Origin of the sequence: Pseudomonas sp. QTF5 (genome assembly GCF_000512695.2) — a bacterium.
Classification (GTDB): Bacteria; Pseudomonadota; Gammaproteobacteria; order Pseudomonadales; family Pseudomonadaceae; genus Aquipseudomonas.
The window spans coordinates 26,988-44,512 of the sequence record NZ_AZRW02000032.1 but is presented as its reverse complement, the minus strand read 5'-3'; the positions used below and the strand labels follow the sequence as shown (position 1 = coordinate 44,512).

Annotated in this window: 18 protein-coding genes; all 18 read right to left on the bottom strand. The window is 58.4% G+C overall.

Features of this window, described 5'->3' with window-relative positions; genetic code table 11:
- Positions 1-2: 2 nt before the first annotated feature.
- The 18 genes from IC37_RS21460 to IC37_RS21375 all read right to left on the bottom strand — a co-directional run bounded on the left by IC37_RS21460 (position 3) and on the right by IC37_RS21375 (position 17,307).
- Positions 3-308, bottom strand: coding sequence for an STAS domain-containing protein (locus IC37_RS21460; protein WP_030130542.1), 306 nt, complete (start codon positions 306-308; stop codon positions 3-5).
- 117 nt (positions 309-425) lie between these two features.
- Complete coding sequence (gene fliJ, locus IC37_RS21455; protein ID WP_030130541.1) at positions 426-875, bottom strand: flagellar export protein FliJ; 450 nt, start codon at positions 873-875, stop codon at positions 426-428.
- Positions 876-881: 6 nt separating this feature from the next.
- Positions 882-2,240, bottom strand: a complete 1,359-nt coding sequence (fliI, locus tag IC37_RS21450) for a flagellar protein export ATPase FliI (RefSeq protein WP_030130540.1) — start codon at positions 2,238-2,240, stop codon at positions 882-884.
- Positions 2,230-3,030: a flagellar assembly protein FliH gene (gene fliH, locus IC37_RS21445; RefSeq protein WP_030130539.1), complete on the bottom strand. Its 801-nt coding sequence runs from the start codon at positions 3,028-3,030 to the stop codon at positions 2,230-2,232. The genes fliI and fliH overlap by 11 nt, the downstream gene beginning before the upstream one ends.
- Positions 3,031-3,037: 7 nt before the next feature.
- The gene (gene fliG / locus IC37_RS21440; RefSeq protein WP_007894195.1) at positions 3,038-4,057 is read right to left on the bottom strand and encodes a flagellar motor switch protein FliG; all 1,020 of its coding nucleotides are present in this window, start codon (positions 4,055-4,057) and stop codon (positions 3,038-3,040) included.
- Complete coding sequence (gene fliF / locus IC37_RS21435; protein WP_030130538.1) at positions 4,050-5,837, bottom strand: flagellar basal-body MS-ring/collar protein FliF; 1,788 nt, start codon at positions 5,835-5,837, stop codon at positions 4,050-4,052. The genes fliG and fliF overlap by 8 nt, the downstream gene beginning before the upstream one ends.
- Positions 5,838-5,852: 15 nt before the next feature.
- Positions 5,853-6,182, bottom strand: a complete 330-nt coding sequence (gene fliE, locus IC37_RS21430) for a flagellar hook-basal body complex protein FliE (protein WP_008072611.1) — start codon at positions 6,180-6,182, stop codon at positions 5,853-5,855.
- Between the two features lie 279 nt (positions 6,183-6,461).
- A complete protein-coding gene (locus IC37_RS21425; RefSeq protein ID WP_030130537.1) occupies positions 6,462-7,847 on the bottom strand; it encodes a sigma-54 dependent transcriptional regulator in 1,386 nt (461 codons plus the stop codon).
- Between the two features lie 5 nt (positions 7,848-7,852).
- Positions 7,853-9,058, bottom strand: a complete 1,206-nt coding sequence (locus IC37_RS21420; protein ID WP_177409422.1) for a PAS domain-containing sensor histidine kinase — start codon at positions 9,056-9,058, stop codon at positions 7,853-7,855.
- A 128-nt stretch (positions 9,059-9,186) separates the two neighbouring features.
- Positions 9,187-10,662 (bottom strand): sigma-54 dependent transcriptional regulator, encoded by a 1,476-nt coding sequence (locus tag IC37_RS21415; protein ID WP_030130535.1) that lies wholly within the window; start codon positions 10,660-10,662, stop codon positions 9,187-9,189.
- Between the two features lie 172 nt (positions 10,663-10,834).
- Positions 10,835-11,131 carry a hypothetical protein gene (locus IC37_RS21410; RefSeq protein WP_030130534.1) on the bottom strand — a complete coding sequence of 99 codons (297 nt, stop codon included), beginning with the start codon at positions 11,129-11,131 and terminating at the stop codon, positions 10,835-10,837.
- Positions 11,132-11,141: 10 nt separating this feature from the next.
- A complete protein-coding gene (gene fliS, locus IC37_RS21405; protein ID WP_030130533.1) occupies positions 11,142-11,537 on the bottom strand; it encodes a flagellar export chaperone FliS in 396 nt (131 codons plus the stop codon).
- A 132-nt stretch (positions 11,538-11,669) separates the two neighbouring features.
- Complete coding sequence (gene fliD / locus IC37_RS21400) at positions 11,670-13,100, bottom strand: flagellar filament capping protein FliD (protein ID WP_030130532.1); 1,431 nt, start codon at positions 13,098-13,100, stop codon at positions 11,670-11,672.
- A gap of 82 nt (positions 13,101-13,182) precedes the next feature.
- Positions 13,183-13,548, bottom strand: a complete 366-nt coding sequence (locus IC37_RS21395) for a flagellar protein FlaG (protein ID WP_030130531.1) — start codon at positions 13,546-13,548, stop codon at positions 13,183-13,185.
- Between the two features lie 71 nt (positions 13,549-13,619).
- A complete protein-coding gene (locus IC37_RS21390) occupies positions 13,620-14,471 on the bottom strand; it encodes a flagellin domain-containing protein (RefSeq protein ID WP_030130530.1) in 852 nt (283 codons plus the stop codon).
- Between the two features lie 255 nt (positions 14,472-14,726).
- Positions 14,727-14,996, bottom strand: a complete 270-nt coding sequence (locus tag IC37_RS21385; RefSeq protein ID WP_030130529.1) for a hypothetical protein — start codon at positions 14,994-14,996, stop codon at positions 14,727-14,729.
- Positions 14,993-16,285, bottom strand: a complete 1,293-nt coding sequence (locus IC37_RS21380) for a motility associated factor glycosyltransferase family protein (protein ID WP_030130528.1) — start codon at positions 16,283-16,285, stop codon at positions 14,993-14,995. Before IC37_RS21380 ends, IC37_RS21385 begins: the two co-directional genes overlap by 4 nt.
- A 95-nt stretch (positions 16,286-16,380) precedes the next feature.
- A complete protein-coding gene (locus IC37_RS21375) occupies positions 16,381-17,307 on the bottom strand; it encodes a ketoacyl-ACP synthase III (RefSeq protein WP_030130527.1) in 927 nt (308 codons plus the stop codon).
- Positions 17,308-17,525 lie beyond the last annotated feature (218 nt).

Here is a 17,525-nt window from a genome sequence, read left to right as displayed (position 1 = left end):
GCTCAACTGATGTCGAACAACTTGTCGAAGTTGGAGATGGCGAGGATTTTCTTCACGTCGGTGCTGCTGTTGACGACGCGAATATCGGAACTGTCGCCACCGGCGTGATCACGCAGCAGAAGCAGCATGCCCAGCGCCGAGCTATCGAGATAAGTGGCTTTCTTCAGGTCCACCACAATGGACTCGGGCTTTTTGTTGAGTCGCTCGTAGGACTCGCGAAACTCCTGATGCCGACCGAAATCGAATCGTCCTTCGATCGAAATCGTCAGCTTCTTCCCATCCTGAGATACTTCTGTAACGACTGACATTTCACGGCTTCCTTGTCATTGGCGAACATACGTGTAGAAGGTTTAGCACCTGATGGGGGCTGGAGCAAGGCTGAACAATTGTAGGGTTTGTGAAATCGCCTTCGCGGGCTACCTGACTCAATACGGATCCTGACGCTGCAACCGCTGGGACAACTCATCCAGCAGCTTCTGCTCGCGCTTGTCCTCCAGTTGCTGCGCCTCATCCCTGTAGCGCTGAACCAGTTTGCGCAAACCTTCGACCCGGGCAAACGCCTGCTGCCAGGCCTCCCGGGACTTGTTCAAGTTGTTCTGATGCCAGTTCAGACTCTGACGCTGCTGGTCGATGGCCGTGCCCAGTTGCGCGAGAAATCCCTGATAACCCAGCAGCCACTGACCCGAAACGCCACTGCTGCCGCGCACGATCCATTGCTCTTGATAATCGAGACGAAAGGCTTCGAGGTCCGCGAGTTTGCTTTCCGCCAGACGAACCTGACCCTGGAAATGCCCCAGGCGCTGGACGGTGGTTTTCTCGGCCTTTTCAGCCATTTCCACCACAGGCGCCAGGCGTGCTGCGCGGCTCGAGGCCATGACCGGTTAACCGCCCGGCGCTGGCGCGAAGATCGAAGCGAGATGACCTTCGCTGGCGCCCATGTTGATGTTGTCGTTCAAGCCCTGGCGCAGGTACATGGTCATGGCCGGTTGCAGATGGATCGCAGTGTCGGTTTCCCGGTCACCGCCGGGCACATAGGCGCCGACGCTGATCAGGTCACGGCTCTGCTGATAACGCGACCAGTATTGCTTGAACATCTGCGCGTGATTCATGTGCTTGATGCCAACCACAGACGGCATCACCCGACTGATGGACGCTTCGATATCGATGGCCGGGTAATGCCCTTCCTCGGCCAGACGCCGGGACAGCACGATGTGCCCGTCGAGCACGCCCCGCGCCGAGTCGGCGATCGGGTCTTGCTGATCGTCGCCTTCGGACAATACCGTGTAGAACGCGGTGATCGAACCGCCGCCCTTTTCAGCATTACCGGCGCGCTCCACCAGTTTCGGCAACTTGGCGAACACCGACGGCGGATAACCCTTGGTCGCCGGCGGCTCGCCGATGGCCAAGGCGATTTCCCGCTGGGCCTGGGCGAAACGGGTCAGGGAATCCATGAGCAACAGGACATTCTTGCCCTTGTCGCGAAAATACTCGGCGATCCGCGTGCAGTACATGGCCGCGCGCAGACGCATCAGCGGCGCATCGTCCGCTGGCGACGCCACTACCACCGAACGCTTTAGCCCTTCTTCACCGAGGATGTGTTCGATGAATTCTTTAACTTCACGACCCCGCTCACCGATCAGCCCGACGACGATAATGTCGGCCTCGGTGAAGCGGGTCATCATGCCCAGCAGCACACTCTTGCCCACGCCCGTACCGGCAAACAACCCGAGCCGCTGACCGCGACCGACCGTCAACAAACCGTTGATGCAGCGAATACCGACATCCAGCGGCTGGCTGATCGGGTCACGTTTGAGCGGGTTAATGGTCGGGCCGTCCATCGGCACCCAGTCTTCAGCCTTCATCCCGCCCTTGCCATCCAGCGCACGACCGGCGCCATCGAGCACCCGCCCGAGCATGCTCATGCCCATCGGCAGGCGACCGTTATCGGCCAGGGGAACAACACGGGCACCGGGCGCGATGCCGGCGACGCTGCCGACCGGCATCAGAAAAACTTTGCTGCCAGAGAAGCCCATGACTTCGGCTTCGACCTGCACCGGGTGATAGCTGTCGTCGTTGATGACCATGCAGCGGCTGCCCATGGCGGCGCGCAAGCCTTCGGCTTCGAGGGTCAGGCCGACCATGCGCAGCAGGCGACCTTCGAGGATCGGTGCGCCGGCAAGTGTAATGGCCTCGGCGTAGCTCCCGAGGCGCTTGGCGAAGCTGGTGCGATCAAGGCGCATCAGGGGCGTCCAATTCCGGGGCGAGCGCTGGCTTTTCGTCGCTCGGCAATTCCAGGCTCAGGTCCGGCGCGGCCGGGTGCAGCGCCTGATCGTGCAGTTGGTCGAACAGCTTGACCATGACCTGAGTAACACGGGTTTCGATGGTCGCATCGATACGGCTGTGTTCGGTCTCGACCCGGCAACCGCCCGGCAACAAGGACTCGTCCTCGACGATGCGCCAGGTTTCTTCATGGCGCTCGCGCAGGGCTTTGACCTGTTCGAAATCTTGCGGGTTGATGTACAGCCGCACATTGCCCACACCCAGCGGCAAGAGCTTGAGCGCTTCACGCATGACGTGTTCGATCTGCGTCGAGTCGATGGCCAGTTCACGCTGAATCACTTGTTTGGTGATGTGCTGCACAAGGTCGACCAGCGACTTTTCGATCTGGGTGTCCTGCTCGGCAATGGGCTCGAACAGGTTGACCATCAGTTGTTCCAGACCAGCGATCTTGGCCGTCAGAGCCACCTCGGCTTCCTGACGGACCTTGAGCGTGGTGCTGTGGAAACCTTCTTTTTCGCCAACGGCGAAGCCTTCGTTGTAGGCCTCCTGGCGAATGCTCTCGAGCTCTTCGAGGGTCAGTGGCTGGACTTCTTCCAGCGGCACTTCTTCCATTTCCGGCGGTTCGGGCTCCGGCTCCGGCTCGGGTTCTGGCACAAACGGGTCGAAACTGGGCAGCGACCAGATGTCGAAACCACTGACATCCTTGGCCCGGATCAGGTCGGTGTTGGACTCATCATGTTTAGACGACATAGTGACCTTAGATCATCTCTTCGCCGCCCTTTCCGCCGAGAACGATTTCTCCGGCTTCGGCCATACGGCGGGCAATGGTGAGGATTTCTTTCTGCGCCGTTTCCACGTCGCTGACGCGCACCGGGCCTTTGGCCTCGAGGTCGTCGCGCAACAGTTCGGCCGCTCGTTTGGACATGTTCTTGAAGATCTTTTCCTTGACGCCTTCGTCTGAGCCTTTGAGGGCCAGCACCAGTACGTCCGAGGACACTTCGCGCAACAGCGCCTGAATGCCGCGGTCGTCGACATCGGACAGGTTGTTGAACACGAACATGAGGTCTTCGATCTGACCGGACAGGTCTTCGTCGACTTCGCGGATCGAATCCATCAGCTGACCTTCGATCGAGCTGTCGAGGAAGTTCATGATGTCGGCCGCGCGCTTGATGCCACCCAGGGTGGTGCGCGAGGCATTCGAGTTGCCGGAGAACTGCTTCTCGAGAATCTGGTTGAGTTCTTTCAGGGCTGCCGGCTGCACAGTATTCAACGAGGACACCCGCAGGATGATGTCCAGCCGGACCTTGTGGTCGAAGTTACCCAGCACTTCACCGGCCTGATCCGGGTCGAGGTACGCGACCACGATTGCCTGGATCTGCGGGTGCTCGTATCGGATCACGTCGGCAACAGCGCGCGGCTCCATCCACTTCAGGCTGTCGAGGCCACTGGTGTTGCCGCCCAGCAGGATCCGGTCGATCAGGCCATTGGCCTTGTCTTCGCCCAGGGCCTGGGTGAGCATTTTGCGCACGTAGTCATCGGAGCCGACGCCCAGGCTGGTCTGGTCGCCGACAATGTCGACGAACTCGCTCATCACCTGTTCGACCTGCTCGCGGTGCACGTTGCCCATCTGGGCCATCGCCACACCCACACGCTGGACCTCTTTGGGCCCCATGTGGCGCAGCACTTGCGCAGCATCGGTGGAACCGAGGGACAGCAGCAGAATCGCGGCTTTGTCAACCTTGGTCAGTTTGGCGGCAACGGCTCGGTTATCACTCATCTGCGTTAATCCACTCTTTCACGACCTGGGCCACGCGACCCGGATCTTCTGCCACCAGACTCTTGATTGCGTTCAACTGTGCGTCATAGCCTTCGCTCGGGCTCGGCAGCAGGATGCTGGTCGGGCCACCGAGGCTGACGCGATCGTTGGCCAGTTCGCCGTCCAGGCCGCCCATGCCACCGAGTTCCACGTCGCTGCCCAGACCTGCGAGTTGCTTGTCTTTGCCGCCACCGGTGATGTTGTTGAGCACCGGACGCAGCACGCCGAACACCAGCACCAGGATGAACAACACACCCAGCACTTGCTTGACGATGTCCCAGAACCACGGCTGGGAATAGAACGGAATCTCGGCAATCACTTCACCGCGCTCGGCGGAGAACGGCATGTTGATCACGCTGACGCTGTCGCCACGGCTGGCGTCGAAACCGACCGCGTCCTGTACCAGACGAGTGAAGCGCGCCAATTCATCGGCGCTCCATGGCGCACGAGTCGTTTCGCCGTTGGCCGCGTTGACCTTGACCTGATCATCCACCACCACCGACACCGACAGGCGATTCAAACGACCCTGCTGTTGTTTGGTGTGGCTGATGGAACGGTCGAGTTCGAAGTTCTTGGTGGATTGTTGACGCTTGTCCGCCGGGTACGGCGCCAGCATCGGCTGGCCGGTGGCCGGGTCCATGATTTGTTGGCCGTTGGCATCGAGCAATGGCTGACCTGGCTGCACCATGCCGGCCGACGCGGTGGCGCCACCGGTGGTTTGCGGCGCCGAGGCTGGCGATGGCGGCTGGTTGCTCAGGGCACCCGGCACACCTTGCGGGCCATTGCTGGCGGTACGTTGCTCGTTGACCGACTGCTCACTGCGCAACGCCGGCTGGTCCGGGTTGAACTGCTCGGAAGTCGACTCGACAGCGCTGAAATCCACGTCCGCCGAGACTTCGGCTTTATAGCGATCATTGCCCAACACCGGTTGCAGGATGTTGTGCACACGCTGGGTGAGCATGCTTTCCATGCGACGGCTGTAATCGAATTGCTTGCCAGCCATGGTCAGTTCTGAATTTTCCGCCTGATCCGACAGCAGGTTGCCCTTCTGGTCGACCACGGTGATCTGCGACTTGCTCAGTTCAGGAACACTGGTCGCCACCAGATTGATGATGGCGACGACTTGGCCCGGCTCCAGCGAGCGACCGGAATAGAGTTCAACCAGAACCGAAGCGCTTGGCTTGCGTTCGTCACGCACGAACACCGAGCTTTTCGGAATCGCCAGATGCACGCGGGCACCCTTGACGTTGTTCAGGCTGGAAATGGTCCGGGCCAGTTCGCCTTCGAGGCCACGACGATAGCGGGTCGCTTCCATGAACTGGCTAGTGCCCAGCCCCTGTTCCTTGTCGAGGATCTCAAAACCGATGTTGCCGTCGCTGGGAGTGACACCAGCGCCCGCGAGCTTGAGCCGCGCACGGGACAGATCATCGGCCTTGACCAGCAAGGCACCGGAGTTCGGCTCAACGGTATAGGGAATGTCGGCTGCGGCCAGGGTTTCCATGACCTGCTTGGCATCCATACCGGCAAGGCTGCCATACAGAGGCCGGTAGTCCGGCTGCTGGGACCACAACACCACGGCAAAACCAATCGCCACGCTCGCAGCCAGGCCCACCAACAGGCCCACCTGACGCAACATGGTCATCTCGGAGAGGTTTTCCAGGAAGGACAACCCGAACAGCGGCGGTTTGCCGTCTATTGGAGTGGCCTTGGCCGGAACATTATCGGCGATTGCTTCTGCCATGACTCAATCTCGTCCTTAAACCGGCATCTGCATGATGTCTTGGTATGCCTGAACCAGCTTGTTACGCACTTGGGTCAACGCCTGAAAAGACACGCTGGCCTTCTGTGAGGAAATCATCACATCCGTCAGGTCGACGCCGCTTTTACCGATCTCGAAGGCACTGGCCAACTGATTGGACGCCTGCTGGGTGTCGTTCACTTTATTGACGGCTTGACCGAGCATGTCGGAAAAACTGCTGCCACCCAACTCAGGGACTGCGGCCGTCGATTTCGGCGCAGACATCGCATCCATTTGCATGGAGCGCATGTCCAGCATCAACCGATTGAATTCAATACCTTGGCTCATGGTTTCTCTCTTTGACGAAGCTACGTCTTTGGCGACCCGCAATTTTTTGACACTCACTCGGCGGGTAGCGAGGTGTTAGCAACAAGGGTGCCAGCTCCGTGGCCGCTCTAAACAAAAGCCAATTCCGGGCTTTGCTCAACCGTGAACCACCGCAAAACAAATGTGGGAGCGGGCTTGCTCGCGAATACGGTTTTCCATTCAATAGAGATGCTGGCTGGTCTACCGCTTTCGCGAGCAAGCCCGCTCCCACATTTGGATCGGTGTTGTTTGCGTCAACTTTCAGGTGGCGAACAAGTACGCTTCCACGTCCATTCCGGCGTCGCGCATCTGCGCCAGCTTGTAGCGCAAGGTGCGCGGGCTGATGCCCAGTCGCTCGGCGGCTTCTTTGCGACGGCCGCGCTCGGAGCGCAAGGTGTCGATGATCATCTGGAATTCACGGCGCCGCAGGTCATCGCCGAGGGCGCCTGCCGATTCGGCTTCGACTTCCACTGCGCGCGCGGGCATCGCTACCAAAGTCGGCAACGGCGCACACGCCACAGGCCCGGCCAGGCAGAAATCCTGCGGCTGGATCAAACCGCCCTGCTGCAGAATCAAGGCACGCTGGATCGCGTTATCCAGCTCACGCACATTACCCGGCCACGGATAACCGATCAGGCATGCCTGCGCCTCAGACGACAGTCGCGCCGCGGTGTGCTTCATTTTATTGACGTGTTTGGCCAGCAGCCGCTCGGCCAGCGGCAGGATGTCGGCGGTGCGTTCGCGCAGTGGACGCCAGGCCAGCGGAAACACCGAAAGGCGATAATATAGGTCTTCACGAAAACGCCCCGCCGCCACTTCAGCGGCCAGGTCACGGTTGGTGGTGGCGACCACTCGGATGTCCAGCGTGATCGGCTTGCGCGCGCCGACTCGCTCGACTTCGCGCTCCTGCAAAACCCGCAGTAACTTGGCCTGTAGGCCTAGGGGCATTTCGGAGATTTCATCGAGCAGGATCGTCCCGCCATCGGCCTGCTCGAACTTGCCGGCCTGCGCCGCGATGGCGCCGGTGAACGAACCTTTTTCGTGACCGAACAAGGTGGCTTCGAGCATGTTGTCCGGGATCGCTGCACAGTTGATCGCAATGAACGGCTGACTGGCGCGATGGGAGTGCTGATGGATGTAACGCGCCAGCACTTCCTTGCCGGTCCCGGACTCACCGGAAATCAATACCGTGGAGTCACTGCGCGCCACCCGTGCGGCCAATTCCAGCAATTGCGCACTGGCCGGCTCGAACGCCACAGGCCCCTCATTCTCGGTCGCGCCAAGATTACCCAGTGCGTGACGCGTCACCAGATCGAGCAGGGCTTTGGGCTCGAATGGCTTGACCAGATAATCCGCTGCACCTTGACGCATGGCATCGACCGCTCGCTCGACAGCACCGTGAGCAGTCATCAGCAGCACCGGCAGCTGCGGCTGACGAGCCCGCAGCAATCCCAGCAACCGATGACCATCCATGCCCGGCATATTGACGTCACTGACCACTAAATTAAATGCTTCGCCACCGACCGCAGCCAACGCCTCTTCCGCCGAACCGACCGCTGTGTAATCGTGCCCGGCAAGCAACAGCGTATCGGCCAGTGCCTCCCGTAGCGCGCGGTCATCCTCGACCAGTAAAACCTTGATGGCCATGTCCTTCACTTCACTCCCGGAGCGCTGGGTTGCTCACCGGAAAAAAGCGGCAAGATCACCTGCGCGCAAGTGCCGCGACCCGGCCGCGAGCGCAACTGCAATTCTCCCTGATGAGCACGGGCCACCGCCTTGACCACAGTCAGGCCCAGACCGGTGCCGGTAGTTTTGGTGGTGAAAAATGGCTCGCCCAAACGCGCCAGTACCTTCGTGTCGATGCCACTGCCGCTGTCACTGACACACAAGCGCAGGTCGTTGCCACGGGTATACAGGTGAACTTTCAAGCGGACATCGCCGGCACTCGCCTGAATGGCGTTCTCGATCAGATTGAGGATCGCCCCGACCAGCGTGTCGCGATTGCACAACAACTCACCGGCATGACTGTCGCACTGCCAGCGAATCGGCAGGTCCTGAACCTGAGTCAGTGCGGCCGCTTGCAGCGACTGCATCAGCATCTTGGGGCTCACGCGGTCAGTCAACGGCAGCTCGCCGCGAGCGAACACCAGCATGTCGCGAACCTGGTGTTCCAGTTCATGCAAACGCTCTTTCAGGCGGCCGGCAAAACGCTGTTGCGTGGCGACCGGCAACTCCTGCTCAGTCAAATGACTGGCGTAGAGCAACGCAGCGGACAATGGCGTACGAATCTGATGAGCCAACGAAGCGACCATACGGCCGAGAGACGACAGGCGCTCATGACGAGCCAGTTGATCTTGCAGATGACGGGTTTCAGTCAGGTCGTTGAGCAGCACCAATTGACCGGGTTCGGCATCCAGTGAGCGCGTGGCGATCGATAGACGCCGACCGTCCTTGAGAGAGATTTCATGACCGTCGTCTTCACGCGGGGCAAAGCATCGAGCAATCACATGACGCCACAGCTCGCCTTCGAGGGGCAGGCCGAGCAGTTCACTCGCGGCGGGATTGGCTTCGCGCACGATGCCTTGGGCGTCGATAACGATGACGCCGCCAGGTAACAGATCCAGGAGATTTTGCAGGCGATTAGCCAGGCGTTCTTTTTCCGCCAGCTCCTGCATGCGCTGAGCACTGACCACCGCCAGCTCGCCCTTGAGCTCGGTGACCCGGGCTTCGAGCATGCTGTAGGAATCGGTCAGTTGGCTCGACATCTGGTTGAACAGTGCAAACGCCTGCTCAAGGCCAAGCCGGCTTGCCTGCTCTACGGACGACGGTTGCCCCAAAGCATCAGGGACAGGAGACATCTGGGCGGCTTGGGGCATCGTGCTCTCTCGCGTGGTTGACCGTCAGTTAAACGGAACGTTGCGAGGGATGTAGCAATACCCGTGCCTAAAAAAAACCGCCTATAAATGAAGGAGTTGAAAAACAGGCGTCAATCATCCGCCTGTTCATCACCCTCGCGACGACTCATGCCGTACTTGCGCATCTTCTCCACCAGCGTGGTACGACGAATACGCAGCCGTTCGGCCGCCCGCGCCACGATGCCATTGGCATCATCCAGCGCCTGCTGAATCAGCCCTTGTTCCAGACCACCGAGATAGTCCTTCAGGTCCAGGCCTTCCGGCGGCAACAGGGCACTGGCGGTGAAGTCCGGGGTATGACCGTTGATGGCCACCCGCTCTTCAAGATCGCTGCGCAGGCTGTCGACCAGTTGCTCGTCTTCGTCATCGACGTAGCGGAATTTCTTCGGCAACTCGACCACGCCGATCACCCCGTACGGATGCATGATCGCCATACGCTCCACCAGGTTGGCGAGCTCGCGAACGTTACCCGGCCAGCCATGACGGCACAGCGACATGATCGCCGCCGAGTTGAAACGGATCGAACCACGCTTCTCGTGCTCCATGCGCGAGATCAACTCGTTCATCAGCAGCGGAATGTCTTCGACACGTTCGCGCAATGGCGCCATCTCGATCGGGAACACGTTCAAGCGATAGTAGAGGTCTTCGCGGAAGGTGCCGATCTCGATCATGCTTTCGAGATTCTTGTGGGTCGCTGCAATGATCCGCACATCGACGCTTTGGGTCTTGTTGCTACCCACGCGCTCGAAGGTGCGCTCCTGCAAGACACGCAGTAGCTTGACCTGCATCGGCAGCGGCATGTCGCCGATTTCGTCGAGGAACAAGGTACCGCCGTTGGCCAGCTCGAATCGCCCGGCACGGCTAGTGATCGCGCCGGTGAAGGCGCCTTTCTCGTGGCCGAACAATTCGCTTTCCAGCAACTCGGCGGGAATTGCCCCGCAGTTGACCGGAACGAACGGCGCTTCACGGCGCTTGGAGTGGTAGTGCAGGTTACGCGCGACCACTTCCTTGCCGGTCCCGGACTCGCCGAGGATCAGCACGCTGGCGTCGGTATCGGCGACTTGCTGCATCATCTGACGGACGTGTTGAATCGCCCGGCTGGTGCCGACAAGGCTACGGAAAAGATTGGGTTCACGGTGACGACCGCGCTCGCGGGCCTGGTCATACATCTCGCGATAGACCTGGGCACGGTGCAACGAGTCGAGCAATTTGCTGTAGCTGGGTGGCATTTCGAGAGTCGAAAGCACTCGACGACGCTGGTCTTCCGGCAAGTCAATGGAAGAATTATCGCCCATTAACAAAACGGGAAGGAACTCATCCCAGGTAGAGAGTGTCTTTAACAGGCCCAAAAGTGCACCAGGAGCATTTACCGTCCCGATGAGGACACAGATTACTTCGCGACTTGATGACAAAGAGCCGACAGCCTGCTGCCAATCATGGCTGCCACAGGGTAAATTTTCTTCGCCGAGAAAATTTAAAATCACCGCCAAATCGCGGCGGCGGACGCTATCGTCATCAATCAGCAGAATTTTGGTTTCACGCCACATGCAATAGCAACTTCCCTAGTCAACTCAATGCCCAAAATAAGGGGCAAGTTAGACGTTTGCAGACACGTCGTGCCTGTAGACGCCTGAAATCTGGAACCAGCCACTAGTTAAGTCAAAAAACCGTGCACAGTCAAATTTATGGCGCACTATGTTTGGATTAACTGAGGATTAATTAACCAAACAGATGGTAAACCTTTGCCGCGCTCTGTGCTTGGTGGATCTGCGTCATCTCGTCGACTATCGCTTGCCGCTCACCCGTCGCCGCCTCCAGAAGCTGTTTATACACCCCCAGCAACTCCTCAAGGTTGTCGCGCAACGCGGCCTCGTCCACCGAAGCTTCACTCAAGACGTCTTCCATGCAGGAACGGCAAGCCAGGTCCAATTCACCAATGGCTTCCCAGTTGCGCTCGGCCAATGCACCGACCAGGGCATCCCGGGTTTGTTCGATTCGCTGCAAGACAAGACTCATGGTGAACTCCTTAAAACTGCGGACCCGGCGCGGCAATAGCATCCCAACCGTCTTTGACGGTGCGAAGCAGGTCGGCGACTTCGTCGAGAATCTTTGGATCGGTCCTGACGTTGGCTTCAGCCAGACGCTTCATCATGTAGGTATAGAGATTATCCAGCTCGCCTACAGATTCGGCCTGGTTTTCCAGGTCCAGACCTTCACGCAGACCACCAATGATGCCAATGGCCTTGCCGATCAGAACCCCTTTGTTCGGTATATCCTTACGCTCCATTGCGCCTTTGGCCTGGGCGATACGATCCAGGCCGCCTTCCATCAGCATCTGCACCAGACGATGGGGACTGGCTTCGGAAGTTTGCGCCTGAGCGCCAATCTTCTGGTATTGGCGAAGGGCTAACATTGGATTCATGTTGTACCTCATCAGAAATCTGTGGTTCGTATAACCAGTGTATCGACGACGCGTCAAAAAACTTTAGATTCAAAAACGAAAAAGCCCGGAGCGTGAAAACGCTGCCGGGCTTTTGGCACTCTGGGCTATGACCTATGAGTTGTTTTGCTGCGCGGTAATGGACTCGAACATGGACGTGATGTTGCTGGCAGTCGCCTTCAACTGACCCACCAAGGCATCCATGGCGTTGTACTTTTTGGTCAGTACAGCGGTCAGGGTTTCGATCCGGCGATCAAGCGCAGCCTGGTCATCCGACAGTTTTTTCGCTGTGAGGCTGAGGTTTTTGGAGCGCGTCGTGAGGATAGCCTCAACGGCAGCAGCACCGGTCCCGGTACCTTCGGTATAAGGCTTGATCGCATTATCCATGCGCTCAAGCAAACCGTTGTCGCCGGTAAACAGCGTCTGAACCTCACCGCCCAGGTTCTTGTCATTCATGGCCGCCGTGAACTTCGTGCTATCGAAATTCAAAGTGCCTGTCGTCTGATCCGTGGTGATACCCAACTGAGAGAGCACGGTGAGCTTGTCGCCAGCACCGACCTCAGACAACGGACCCCGTATGGCCGCCAGCACCGAACGTGGCAGGGCGTCGCCGGTCAGCGCCGCCGCCACAGTAAGATTGCCGTCAGCATCAGCCGTAGGCTTGGTCAGCGAGGTGACAGCCTTGGCAACAGCATTGTAGGCATCGACGAATTTCTGGATCGACGCCTTCAGACCATCGTTGTTGGATGCTACGGTCACGGTCGACTTGCCGGTGGTGAGCAAGCTCAAGCTCAGCCCGGAGATCGTACTGTCGAGGGTGTTGGTCTTGCTAGTCATCGCCAAACCATCGACAGTGAACACCGCATCCTGGGCCAGACCGCCGATGGCACCCGAAGAGGTGGCGGTCGGCGTGGCGTCCATTGCTACGGACCCATCGATTTCCAGACCGGCGATACCACTGGCAGAGATGTCGGAACCCGCTCCCGTGGTGGTGGAACCCAGCACCAGACGCGAGCCGAAACTGTCGGTCACGATGTTGGCGCTCAGGCCGCTGGACTGGTATTGGCTGTTGATCGAGTCCCGCACCGATTGCAGCGTGGCACCCGCATCCACAGTGACCGGGTAACTCTTGCCATTTTGGGTGATGGTCAGCGTGCCTGCCGGGATCGCGCTGGTTGTGCCACCGGCAAACGCAGCAGAGGCCACTTTCGAGGAGGTGGCCAGTTTTGTGACGTCGACAACGTAGTTACCGGCGACAGCCGTGTTACTGGATGTGGCGGTCAGAACGCCTGTGGCGGAGGACGTAGCGGCAAACCCAGTGAACTGTGGGCTGGTCGTACTGCCCAAGCCATCCATCGCAGTCTGAAAAGCCGCCAGTACCGATTTCATGGTGCCGATGCCGGAGATGCCCGCCGTGTTCTTCGTGGTCGCACGGTCGATCTGGCCTTGCTTGGCGGCTTTGTCAGCCTCGACCAAGGCTTTGACGATAGCAGTGGTATCAAGACCAGAACCTAAGCCGGTGCCCGGTAGGATTATACTTGCCATGTGGAACTCCCTTCAGTGTGTCGCCGGCCTTTTGACCACTACAACGCCCAAAAGAACATAACAACAAAATTCGTGCCAGCTGTCAGACTTTAGCGCTGAACAACAGGCTGCTTGCATCATTTAAACTATTGGCCAGTTTGAGGACTTCCTCGTTGGGGATTTGACGAATCACCTCACCGGAGTCACTGGCAATCACTTTGACCACTACTTTTCCTGAAGGCTCATCAATCGAGAACTCCAGGTTACGCTTGACCGACTGAACGAACTTTTCGATTTCCTGAACAGCCACTTTCAGTTTTTCCTGCTCGGTCTTGTCGCTTTTACCTTCTTCCTTGACGGCAACCACTGGCGCAGTTTCCGCTAGAGGCTTTTCTGCAGACTGATCGGCAACAGTCGTCGCCTGCTTGGCCGCAGGATAAGACAAGTTCAGCTTGACGCTCATATCCATGTCCATCACCTCTTAAAGTAAAAAGCGAGAGAGCGCGACAAGCGCACTCCCCCGCCAAAACTCATCAGCTATTACTGAAGCAGTTTCAGTACAGCGGATGGCAGTTGGTTGGCTTGGGCCAGAACTGCGGTGGACGCTTGTTGCAGAGTTTGTTGCTTGGTCAGCTGTGCAGTTTCAGAAGCGAAGTCGGTATCTTGTACGCGACCCAGTGCAGCAGCAGCGTTTTCGTTGATGTTCTGCAAGTTGGAGATGGTGCTGGTCAGACGGTTTTGTGCAGCACCGAGGTCGGCACGAGTGGAGTTGATGGTCGACAGAGCAGCATCGATCGCATCCAACGCAGCAGCGGTGCTGGCTTCTGCGGTGGCGCCATCGGTACCGGTGATGGCAATAGCGTCACTATCAACGGCCAGTGTTACGGCGTCGGTGCCGGCAGCCAGAGAGATGGTGATCTGGTTGGTCGCGCCAGTGTTGGAACCGACCTGGAAAGTCATGGTGCCGGCAGTGCCGTCGATCAGGTTCTTGCCGTTCAGGTTGGTCGATTGCGCGATACGAGTCAGCTCGTCCGACATCGAAGCGAATTCTTTGTTCAGAGCGACACGGTCAGCAGTACCGTTGGAGTCGTTTCGTGCTTGAACAGCCAGTTCACGCATACGCTGCAGAATGTTGGTCTGTTCCTGCATCGCGCCTTCAGCGGTCTGAGCGATCGAGATACCGTCGTTGGCGTTTTTGATCGCCATGGTCTGACCACGGATCTGCGAAGTCATACGGGTAGCGATCTGCAGGCCGGCGGCGTCGTCTTTGGCGCTGTTGATTTTCAGGCCGGAAGACAGGCGAGTCATCGAAGTCGACAGAGCATCAGAAGCCTTGTTCAGGTTTTTCTGTACGTTCAACGATGTAACGTTAGTGTTTACTGTTAAAGCCATGACGAATTCCTCGTTGGTTGGGTACTGCGGCTTCCGGCCCTGGCAACCGCCGGGTATGGCCTAGAGAACCTTCGTAATAGTTATCGTCGGGTTTGCAACTTGCTTGAGGAGATTTTCAAAAAAAATTGCCATCACGTTGCCATCCCCCGCAATTCAAGGGTTTGGCAACGTGAGAGCAGCGAAAAAAATGACGTCAGGGAAATGCCGGTGACGGGGTTGGCGAGAATTCGCCTGCACCGGCAGAAGAGAAATTGTTTAAATGGACAGACTGTCGCGCAGCAACTGGACCAATTCGTATTCCAGATAGTCCGCCAGCGCCAGCCAGTTCTGCGCCTCCTGGCACTCCAGCATCTGGCCGAGCAACAGCAGCCATTGCTGCTGAATAGCCTGCGGCAGCTGATCGAAGGACGGTTGTACGGCACCGATCAACTCGATCATCGCCAGCCCCGCTTCTACATCTCGCCCCAAACGGAACAAGGCGGCACATTGCTGTGAGTCGATGACAAAGGATTCAAGCCCGCTCATGACGCCAACTCCGGATGAAAAACCGTACCGGCGATCATCGCCCCTGCCCGACTGCTGTTATAGAAGCGCACCTGAGGATGCCCGGCGATAAAACGCTCCAGTTCACACAGATAACTGCGGAAATTGAGCTGGGTCTTAATGCGCTGCCTGTGACCATCGAGCACCCAGTGTTTGGCGGCTCCCAGTTGTGGCCCCAGGTCGCCATCGTTCCAGCCGGCATGGGTCTTGTCGTTGGGGAAGGCGAAGTCGGCACCGAACAGGGTGATCTGCGCCGCGCCCATCTTCACCGCCAGGTCCACCGCCGGATGAATCACGCTGCCGCCGACGTACAGCTCGCCCTTGGGCAATTGTCGACGCAGCTGTTGGTAGATCGGGCTGGCGGAGTAAGCGGTATAACGCGGCCCCTGCCAGTCTTCAAGCACCCGGGGATCGACCATGGGCATGTACGCCAGGATGATGTCGGCCGTGCCTTCAGGTGGCAGGTGCCGGGCCGAGATGCGCTGGTCGATGCTGACCACGATGTCGGGGCGAATGCCGTGATCGAGCAACGGTCGGTAGGCCGTATCGACGCAGATAAACAGCGGTCGCTCGACCTGATTGCGAATCGCGTTCAAGGCCTCGAAGTGCTGCTCAAGACTCGGCCCCGTGGCAATGACGAATACCTCCTGCCCTTTGTGCGAATCGAACAACTGCGCTACATCGCGATCGGCTTGCACCAGCTCCAGACTCGCCTGCAAACGCTCGACGATGTCCGGGGCCTGAGGGTCGAATTCACGGTTATTGAAAGTCAGGTGGGTTTCGCTGATCAGACGATCGCGAATCTTGGCATTGAAGTCATCGGCCAGCACCAGCTCTGACGGCAACGCGAAGAACGGCAGCTGTATTTCTTCCAGATCACCGGCATACAGCAGCTCGACTCGCGGATCGTTGAGCCACTGCTGCTGATCGAGCAGTTGCAGCACCAGCGCAAATACCGCGCCGTTGAGAATGTGCACATACAAACGTTCAAGCCCGTCGCACTGCAGCAACTCCATCTGCAGATCGCCAAGACCGGTGCCGTAGACATGCGCCACCGGACTGTCGATGGGCAGACTGTCGGCCTGAAGTTTCGCTTCACGGGTGCGGTCATGGCGACTGGTCAGCTGGATGCCATTGATGCTCAACGTCGAACCAAGGCCCTCGACCAGATCGGCCTGCAAAAGACCCGCTTCTTCAACCGGCAAGCGCGCCGACAGCAACGGCCAGCGGCGCTGTATGACCTCGGCGTTGCGCTCAAAGAACTCGCTCATGAAGCCTCGCTTTTCATTCGGGCAAAAAAATAGCGCTCAAGGTTACACCTTGAACGCTTTTTTTGTGCCTGGCTTTCGACTAAAAGAGCCGAGATTCAGGGGCGATAAATGATCGCCGAGCCCCAGGACAACCCTACCCCGAAACCACTCAGCGCCACGCGCTTCCACTTCGAGTCCAGCACGTGTTTTTCCAGCAGCAATGGAATGCTCGACGACACGGTATTGCCGGTCTCGACCATGTCCTTGATGAACTTCTCGGGCTCGCCCTCGAAGCGCCGCGCCACGGCGTCGACAATCGCTGCGCTGCCCTGGTGAATGCAGAAGGCGTCGATATCGTCAGCCGTCAGGCTCGAGTCTGCGAGCAGCTCATGCAAATGCGCCGGGACTTTCAGCAGCGCGAAGTTGAACACCTGACGGCCATTCATGAAGAACACCCCGTCGGAAACCTTCAGGTGTGGCGCGCCGGAACCGTCGGTACCGAACTTGGCTTTGCCCAACTGCCATGGCGCATCTTCGCCCATCCAGGTGGCTGTGGCGGCATCGCCGAAAAGCATGGTGGTGTTGCGGTCTTCCGGGTCGACGATCTTGGAGTACGGATCGGCGGTCACCAGCAAGCCATTCTTCAGGCCCGCGGCTTCCATGAAACCCTTGATGGCGTAGATGCCGTAGACGTAGCCGGAGCAGCCCAGGGAGATATCGAACGCGGCCACGGTCGTCGGCAGGCCCAGTTTGTCCTGAACAATCGCGGCGGTGTGCGGCAGGCCTTCTTCGTCACCGTTCTGGGTGACGACGATCAGCACATCAATGGCTTCACGCTTCAATTCGGGATTGTTGGCGAACAGCGCGTTGACTGCTTCGACACACAGATCCGAAGTTTCTTGCCCGGCATCTTTACGCGGCAGGAAAGCCGAACCGATCTTGCCCAGGATGAATTCTTCATCCTTTTCGAATTTTGCACCTTGTGCGTAATTGTCCACGCCGGCTACAGGAACGTAGCTCGCAATGCTCTTTATGCCAATCATTACGGCTTCCCAATAATAAACAGCCCAATACCACCGCTCGCAAGGATTCGAGGGGCGCCGACAAACAACGAATAACGTCGCCCTCAAGGGGGTGACAGCGGGAAGAATAAAAGGCCATCACTGGGCTAAACACAGTCCAGGCGCCATCTCCCCTTTTTATACAATACAGTGAAGATGCGCGTTATGACTCGCAGGTCACGCTATTTTGCCGAATCAGC